The organism is Pseudomonas sp., assembly GCF_036404235.1.
Classification (GTDB): Bacteria; Pseudomonadota; Gammaproteobacteria; order Pseudomonadales; family Pseudomonadaceae; genus Aquipseudomonas.
In genome coordinates this window covers 1-7,673 of record NZ_DASWOT010000110.1, presented here as the reverse complement: position 1 = coordinate 7,673, position 7,673 = coordinate 1, and the positions used below count along the sequence as shown (strand labels likewise).

The following is a 7,673-nucleotide window of genomic DNA, read 5'->3' as shown; positions in this document are numbered from 1 at the left end:
AATGCCTGGGATTAGGCTTGCGGTGGTCATGCCAATCGCAGCCGTCACCGCCAGCGCACCGGTACTCGGTTCGGCCATTATTGGAACTCCGGGAAATAAAAGGCCCGCAGTGTCACGGGCAAAGCACTGGGGAGCAGCACGTAAATTTGGAGACCTATTCGGCCAATGTGAAGTCGATGTAGTACGCCTTGCCAGGCTCAAGCCTGTCGGCAACAGACTTCACGATCTTCGCCTTGTACTCGGCAACGGGCGTGTATTTACCGAACACCGCGTTCTCGCCAGGGGGATCTTTTGGCAGAGCGCATACAGCACCGAAACGGACATCACACAATGGATCGTCTCGCTCTTGATTGACGTGACGGACGTGGGTGATTTCGTGGCAGATCATTTTGCAGCGCATAACTGGAGACATGATGTTTCCTCGGGTTGTGAGCAGGAGGGTCTATCAGTCTTGCGCCTGCGGAAATGGTAGCGAGTGAAGGAATCCAACCTTCCTAGATGGGCTTATAAGACCCATGACATCAGCAGACAGTCGAACTCGCCAAAACAAAAGCCCCAGCAAATGCCGAGGCTAGAATAGACAGCTGTTAACTCTTTTACAGTACGATGAGTCGATGTTCGTGCTAAGCGATCATTGACATTCGCGACCAAGGAAAGGAAGAAGCTAATGCCCCAATACGTTCACTACTTAATCGAATATCGCCTCAACGGCGAGCGCAAGATGTTCTATATCGCCTCTGAGAACATGGACAGCATAGAAGCATGGCACTGGGCATCAATTGATGCTGGAGTCGGTCATATCCCTAAATTCCGGTGTGACCTGACTCCCAAGATGAGGAGGCCCCAAGCCGAAACATTCGGTATCACTGATGTTCAGTGGGCTAGAGCCTAAAGCCCTTCGCAAGGTTCCACTCAAACAAAAAAACCAAGCGCTATCGTTCCGTTTCCACACCGAGCGCTTCACGAGGCAAAATCTCATGCAAATAACTTTCAAGTGCAGTAAGTGCGGCAGTGACAAGTTCGAGATTCCCAGCACCCCCACAAGCAGCTCTCAGGTTACCTGCGGTGGATGCGTCGGGGTCGAAACTTATGGTCATCTCAGAAAGCAGGCCGAGGACCAGGCGATGAAACTCATCAAAGGGAAACTGGGGAACCTGTTTAAGTGAGGTGAGTGTGTCGATCAGTTGGTGCAGCAGGCCGTCGAGTTCGACTGCGCCAACCTCCACGGCGAGCTTTGACATGATCAACCTCCAGAAACGACAAACCCCAGCACTTGGCTGGGGTCGATAATCACATCACCCGGTGATCAACCCGGATGGCCTGCCGAAACAGGACTTCAGTTGTAAATCAGGAAAGCTAGGATTGAAGAACCCGGCCCAGATGATCACTTAACGGTCGTCAGCCAACAAATACCGATGAATTAAGCCACCAGCCGCGCCGCCAAGCAGAGGAACGACCCAGAACACCCACAACTGGGACAACGCCCAGCCTCCCTGAAAAATGGCAACCCCTGTACTACGGGCTGGGTTTACCGACGTATTGGTCACGGGAATGCTGATCAAGTGAATCAAGGTTAGCGCTAGACCAATGGCAAGGGGGGCAAAACCTGCCGGCGCCCTCTTATCGGTAACTCCGAGGATGACCAACAGGAAAAAGGCTGTCAGGACAAACTCAGTAATAATGGCCGACAAGAATGAAAAACCACCCGGAGAATGCTCGCCATATCCATTGGTAGCAAACCCTGCAGTGACATCAAAGCCAGGCTTTCCGCTGGCAATCAGGTACAACACGCCCCCTGCAGTAATAGCTCCGACAACCTGAGTCACGACGTAAGGGACAACGTCCCTGGCATTGATTCGCCCACCCGCAAAAAGCCCTATGGTGACAGCCGGGTTGAAGTGCCCACCGGAAATATGACCAACAGCGTAAGCCATGGTCACCACAGTCAGGCCAAACGCCAGCGCAACTCCAGCGAATCCGATACCAAGTTCTGGGAACCCAGCAGCAAGAACAGCGCTGCCACATCCGCCCAATACGAGCCAAAATGTGCCGAAGAACTCGGCGGCCAAACGCTTAGCCATCATTAATCTCCTTAAATTTAGGTGTAAGGAGAAAAGCGTAGCATTAGTCTTTGATTCGTGAGTCTTTTTTCTATGCGACCAGCATTAACCGTCTAGTCGCAACCCAAACGCCTATCTGCACCCGCAGAGCAAGGAGCCGGGGGCTTTCGCCTTGATTCGCAAAAAGTGAACCCTTGCTGTATCTGCCGCTTGCGCAAAACTCAGGCATAAAAAACCCAACACAATGGCCGGGCTTGGACCACCCCTCAATCCAGCCGCCTAAAAGAGAGGGGCAGAGGGCTGAATGAGGAGTGGAGTCATAATGATGACAAATCAGAATACATAAGACAACAAAAAGCCCAGCAGGTTAGGCCGGGCTTTTCGTTCGATCCCGTTAACGCGCAGAGATCAAATGATGGGTAGCAATTTCGCTCATTCGCTCACTACTGTCAAGTCGCAATGTCGATTAGCTGTTCACGGTCCAATATCTCTGTGACGTGGACGGTCGCCGCCTCCTCCATTGCCTCCAAACACTTGTGAATCCCAAGCCGCCAGCGACCTCTAGTAGAGTCGGGTCGCGCCTCGGTGTCCCAGGTATTCATGTCGTAGAACTCATCAGGGAGAACCGCCATGTCCGTCGACCTTTTTCCGCTCATGCCCTTCATTTTCGGGATGAACCACACGGTCGTCGCCTTGTAGATAAACAACGCAGGCGCCGGCGAGCTGATCCGGGGGATCGTTCGAGATATCGCGCCGACGCGGTTGCCTTTGCCGGTTGAGTACCTGCCCACCAGAATATCCCAATGCGCGGCACTCAGCTCGCGATGAAGCAACGCATGAAGACAGCAGTCGTAATCGAATTGATCACGCGCGCCGAGCAATGCCCTGAAACCACCCGTGCGGGGGCCTGAGTCGATCAGTTTTTGCCAGCTTTGCTTTGCGGAGTTGTCGATGTTGTCCACCGCCAGAACCCGAACTATGGCGGACATCACACCGCGATAGATGCCTGGGCTGAAGTCGGCCAGCATTTTGCGCGGCAGTGCCGCAGATACCTTACTCATTGGCTGATCCCCGCCTCAATGTTGATTTCAATCTCTTCGACGATTTGGTCAAAGCGTCCAGAGGGCAGCTCTTTGCGGAGTGCGCGGATCAGTATCTGGTCCCGGCTCTGCCAATGCGGATCTGTACGGCGAGCCTCGATCCTCAGTTGCTTCATGTGAACCGCAAGGCGTTGCCGGTCTCGCTGGATATGCTTAAGCGCGGCTGTAGCCTTGTGGTACCAAACCGGGTCTGCGTATTCGCCGCCTGCCTGGGACTTGCCCTTCACGATGCCTATCTGGCACTCCAGACGAATAGCGTCACGGCAAAGCTCTTCTTCTAGCAGTTCGCACTCTGGAAGCGTTGACGGAAGTTCGCGTGGACCATTGAGCACTGGACGTTTCTCAACTGCATCAGCGCGTTTTGTAACGGTGACCGTAATGCCTGCGTCACGCTTGGGCGTCACGGCTGATGGCGTGGAGCGTGGCCACAGATCAGAAAGTTTCATGGTCTTTTCTCCACTTGGCGCGGCCAGCGAAGGGCCGAGACTGCTCGACCTCCTCCTGAGTCGGCTCACGGCCTGCGAAATTGACGAATCGGGCGAATTGCCCTTGGCGTTGAACGAGACAAGATCCCGTCGGAGCCTGACGCCCTTTGTCGAGAATCAGCTCGGTGACACCCTGCTCGCCAGCCTCCGACTCCGGATCGTGGTGAACAAGGATTACGGCATCGGCGTCCTGCTCGATCTGGCCCGAGTCACGCAGGTCGCTCGCCTGGGGCTTCTTGCCCGGCCTGCTGGTAGAGTTTCGATTGAGTTGTGCCAGCACCAGCACCGGAACGCCGAGTTCCTTACTGAGGTTCTTCATTGCGATGGACACCTTTGCCACGGCATCGGCGCGGTTTTGCGATTTGCCGTCTGTGCCCACCAAGCCCAGGTAGTCGACCATGAGGATGTCGAGCCCGCACTCACGTTGAAGTTTGCGGGCATCGGCGCGGATCGCAGACACGGTCAGGCCTGGAGTGTCGTTGAGATACAGCTCGGCGTCCTTGATCTTGCTGGCCGCGATACCAATCCGGTCCCACTCCTCCCGCTCCAGGACCTTCACCTCTTCCATGCGGCGCAGATCGATGCCTCCCAGCGATGCGATGGTGCGAACAGTCAGTTCCTCATCACCCATTTCCAGACTGATAATCAGGCCCACCCCCCGGCCACGCACTGCAACGTGATTGACGATCTGTAGACCCAACATCGTCTTGCCGCTGCCGGGCCTGCCAGCGATCACCACCATCGACTTCGGACGAAGGAAGCCAATCAACTTATCCAGATCGGCAAGGCCGGTGGAAAGCTTCGGGGGCGCTTTGTCGTTGAGCACATCGTCCATGGTGTTCAGCACCAACGGAACAATCTCGCTCATCCGCTTGTATCCAGCCTTGCCACCGCGCTGAAGGTCACGCAGGTCTGCCATGCTTTGCTGGGCCGCACCCATGGCTTCGGTCAGCGGCAACCCCTGTGCAATCGACGACTCCAACATGCGACCGATACCAACCACCTGCCGGGCAACCGCCCACAACTTGATTTGCTGGACATAGGTCATGACGTTGGCGACTGAGGGAATACGGCACAGCGTGGCGCCATACGCTAGCGTGTCCTCTCCGCTGGGCAGATACCGCTGCATAGAGCCAACCGTGACCGGGTCTACTGGCATGTCGCGGGACAGACAATCCCCAATCGCATCAAACAGCGCAGCGTGGTCATCGTGGTAGAAGTCGCCGCTGTTCATCTGCCCGACGATATCGGCAACCAGTCCTGTGTCACCTTCAAGCGAGGCCAGCATGATCGCGCCAAGTACGCCCTGCTCGGCTTCTGGATAGCCCCATTCGACTGGACTGCTCATGCGTGCCACCTCGCCGACTCCCAGGTGAAGCCAACCGCCTTACCGCCACCCTGACGAAGTCGGTCCAGCGCACGCTCACCGATGTATGCCTTCAAATCGTCCACCAGCAGGTTGCTGATGACCACCGTGGGCACCACCAATTGGTAACGCCGGTCGATCACTTCATGCAGGATTCCGAGCTCATACTCGCTACCACGCTGAGCTCCAATCTCGTCGACGATCAGCAGGTCAGCGCCAGCCAGCTCCTCGATCACATCACGCTCATCGTAGGTCGCCCCCTTGGTCATCGTGCCTTTCGCTACCCGGACAATCTCGGCAATGCTGACGATCACAGCCTTGGCGCGATATTGCCGGACGACGGCTTGAGCCATCGCTGATCCGAGGTGGGTCTTCCCGGTACCGACGTTGCCGGACAGAATCAGCGAACGACCATCGCGGTAGTTATCCTCGAATCGGTCGACGTAGGTTTCGCACGTCGCCAACGCTCGGACCTTTGCTTGATCGCCGTCAGTGTTGAAGTTGTCCAGCGTGCAGTCACGGAAGCGCGGAGTGATGCCTGAGCCGATCAGCAGGGTGTTGATCAGTTCGGCCCGTTTCGCAGCGGCAGCCGCTTTGTACAGCTCGCTATCACGGGGTTCGCGGTGAAGAGCGTCCCAGCGGCATCTCGAGCAAGGCATTCTCAGGTCGGTACCATCGAACTGCTCGACATCACGGCGAAGGACGCTGCCGTGTTGCGGGCACTCCTCCGTGACGTATTCGTTGGATATCACCCGAGGCTGACGGCTGAAGTTAGAAGTTGGGTTGACCATCTGGCGCCTCCTGGTACATATCGGGGGTGTGCTTAGGAAGGTTGTTGTAGGCGGATGGTTTCCCTGTATTGGCGCCAGCGACTGGACCAACCTCATCGGTCCACTTCTCGCCGTTGAGCCAGCCCGAAGCCAGAGGAACGTATTGACCTCCGTTCTTGATCCAGTCGTGCTGCAGGCGCTGTTTCCCAAGAGCGGTGATCAGGGTTTGCCGTAGCTCTGGATTCGGCGCCAGCTTTGCCCAGGCTTTTTTGGCGTCCTTCAGAGATTTCTTCTTCGGGTACAGTTTCCAGAACTGATCAAACCCTTCCATCGGGTCTGGTTTGCACAAAGGTTTAGGTTCATTGACTGGTTCAGAAGAGTGACTGGTTCTGGTGCTTTCTGGGCCTACACCCCCTGTAGGCTGTGGGCCTACATCTGTGCTTTCTGGGCCTACAGGTGTGCTGTCTTGGCCTACACCCCCAAGGGTCAGGAAATACAGGTTCGTCGAGTTGCCCTTTGGCCCCTCCCTGTTCTCAATCCGCAACAAGCCCTGCGCCTCCAACTGCTTGATATGCTTGCGAACCGTGCTGCGATCTATCTCGCATTGGTCGGCAATGTGCTGGTAGGAAGGCCAGCACTCGCCCTGGTCACTGGCGTTGTCCGCCAGCTTGACCAGTACCAGCTTGCGCAGCGGGTTTCCCACCTTGGTTTTCATGGCCTTGATCATCAATTCCATGCTCATATGTCGAGTTCCTGCGTCACACGTTTGATGAAGTCGCTGTAGGTTTCAGACATGGAGACACCTCGATCTTCCAGCGCCAGCCGACCGGCCTTGGCCAAGCCATAAATCTCCCAGCGCTCGCGTTCCGGCAGATGACGACAGTTGAGGTAGCACGGCCATGGGCCAGCGACGATTTGAGCGCCAGCGGCTTCCTGAGCCGACTGGGGGGGGGGTAGCGGGTTTGGTGGTGGTCATTGCAGCGTCTCCCCGCTAGCCGTGGAGTGCTTCACAGCTACCGGGGCATCGCCTGGAGGCGAACCATCGAACAGGCGCTGTTTCAAGACATCCATAGCGGTGGTGGCATCAACGGAGAGCAAGCGCGCCTCCGCCATATCCAACGCCTGCGGGGAGTGAGTCATGATCGACTCACTGACTCGCCGGGCATAGCTGAGGCTTGCGGTAGCGAGTTGCAGGTTCGTGAGATGATCGAAGGCACTGGGCGGGTGAGGATTGCCAGGTACAGTGACAATCGGAATGCGCTGTTCAGGAAACGGCGCTCCGTCCAACAGGTGCCGCCCCATTGCCTCCCAGTGCTCGCGGGCAACTTCATCGGCGTCATGTCCCGTCTTGCGTTTGAACAACACCTTGAGCGCGTAGAAAGCCCGAATAAGGTCAACGTGGGTGTCATCGTCCTTTTCGATGGAGTACTCCGGCTCGTCAATCACCTGCAGAGTATCTTTCACGATCTCGAAGCACCTGAGCAGCAGAGCCGCATCGCCATGCTTGGCCATGTGCTCCTCGTCAATGAGCTCTATGGACAGGGTCGACGGGGAATCGATAGTGTTGGTCATTTGGCACGCTCCAGGCGCTCAACGAGCGTGCGCAGACGGCGTTTGAGTCTGGTAGTGAGTGCGCGCTGGTCGTACCAGCGTCCGTAGGCGCCTTCGGTGAAACGCACGACGCCCTGATAAGCCGGGTCTTCGAAGTCGAACCGGGTACGCTCACCGTTGCCTGGGCGGCCGTGGGCCTGGAAATAGGTCGCGTACATCGCACTCAGCTCGCGCTTAAGGGAGTTGCGAAGGATCTCAGCCAACTGGAAGTCGACCGCGGCCTCGGCGATCAGTGTCATGAGTTGGTCATGGGTAAATTTCTTGCTCATGCTTGTTCTCCG

At 56.5% G+C, this 7,673-nt stretch carries 11 protein-coding genes and 1 tRNA gene; 2 read left to right on the top strand and 10 right to left on the bottom strand.

The window, feature by feature from the left end:
- Positions 1 to 154: 154 nt before the first annotated feature.
- Both VGC62_RS13700 and VGC62_RS13695 read right to left on the bottom strand, forming a co-directional pair.
- Complete coding sequence (locus VGC62_RS13700) at positions 155 to 412, bottom strand: hypothetical protein (protein ID WP_331187624.1); 258 nt, start codon at positions 410 to 412, stop codon at positions 155 to 157.
- Between the two features lie 54 nt (positions 413 to 466).
- Positions 467 to 543 (bottom strand) — tRNA-Ile (locus VGC62_RS13695).
- Positions 544 to 667: 124 nt separating this feature from the next.
- Between VGC62_RS13695 and VGC62_RS13690 the strand changes: the two genes are divergently transcribed.
- Positions 668 to 892, top strand: coding sequence for a DUF6555 family protein (locus VGC62_RS13690; RefSeq protein WP_331187623.1), 225 nt, complete (start codon positions 668 to 670; stop codon positions 890 to 892).
- Complete coding sequence (locus VGC62_RS27735; RefSeq protein ID WP_414705799.1) at positions 870 to 1,166, top strand: ECs_2282 family putative zinc-binding protein; 297 nt, start codon at positions 870 to 872, stop codon at positions 1,164 to 1,166. Before VGC62_RS13690 ends, VGC62_RS27735 begins: the two co-directional genes overlap by 23 nt.
- A 222-nt stretch (positions 1,167 to 1,388) precedes the next feature.
- Here VGC62_RS27735 and aqpZ read toward each other — a convergent pair whose 3' ends face one another.
- From aqpZ to VGC62_RS13645, 8 genes are all read right to left on the bottom strand, one after another.
- Positions 1,389 to 2,081, bottom strand: a complete 693-nt coding sequence (aqpZ, locus tag VGC62_RS13680) for an aquaporin Z (protein WP_331187621.1) — start codon at positions 2,079 to 2,081, stop codon at positions 1,389 to 1,391.
- 428 nt (positions 2,082 to 2,509) lie between these two features.
- A complete protein-coding gene (locus tag VGC62_RS13675) occupies positions 2,510 to 3,121 on the bottom strand; it encodes a hypothetical protein (protein WP_331187620.1) in 612 nt (203 codons plus the stop codon).
- Complete coding sequence (locus VGC62_RS13670) at positions 3,118 to 3,606, bottom strand: hypothetical protein (protein ID WP_331187619.1); 489 nt, start codon at positions 3,604 to 3,606, stop codon at positions 3,118 to 3,120. Before VGC62_RS13670 ends, VGC62_RS13675 begins: the two co-directional genes overlap by 4 nt.
- Entirely contained in the window at positions 3,593 to 4,993 is a 1,401-nt protein-coding gene (locus VGC62_RS13665; RefSeq protein ID WP_331187618.1) for a replicative DNA helicase, read from the bottom strand. The genes VGC62_RS13670 and VGC62_RS13665 overlap by 14 nt, the downstream gene beginning before the upstream one ends.
- Entirely contained in the window at positions 4,990 to 5,802 is an 813-nt protein-coding gene (locus VGC62_RS13660; protein ID WP_331187617.1) for an ATP-binding protein, read from the bottom strand. The genes VGC62_RS13665 and VGC62_RS13660 overlap by 4 nt, the downstream gene beginning before the upstream one ends.
- Positions 5,783 to 6,523 (bottom strand): helix-turn-helix domain-containing protein, encoded by a 741-nt coding sequence (locus VGC62_RS13655; RefSeq protein WP_331187616.1) that lies wholly within the window; start codon positions 6,521 to 6,523, stop codon positions 5,783 to 5,785. Before VGC62_RS13655 ends, VGC62_RS13660 begins: the two co-directional genes overlap by 20 nt.
- Before the next feature lie 230 nt (positions 6,524 to 6,753).
- Positions 6,754 to 7,353: a hypothetical protein gene (locus VGC62_RS13650; protein ID WP_331187615.1), complete on the bottom strand. Its 600-nt coding sequence runs from the start codon at positions 7,351 to 7,353 to the stop codon at positions 6,754 to 6,756.
- On the bottom strand, positions 7,350 to 7,673 hold a 324-nt coding region (locus VGC62_RS13645; RefSeq protein ID WP_331187614.1), incomplete at its 5' end, for a hypothetical protein. The genes VGC62_RS13650 and VGC62_RS13645, both read right to left, overlap by 4 nt.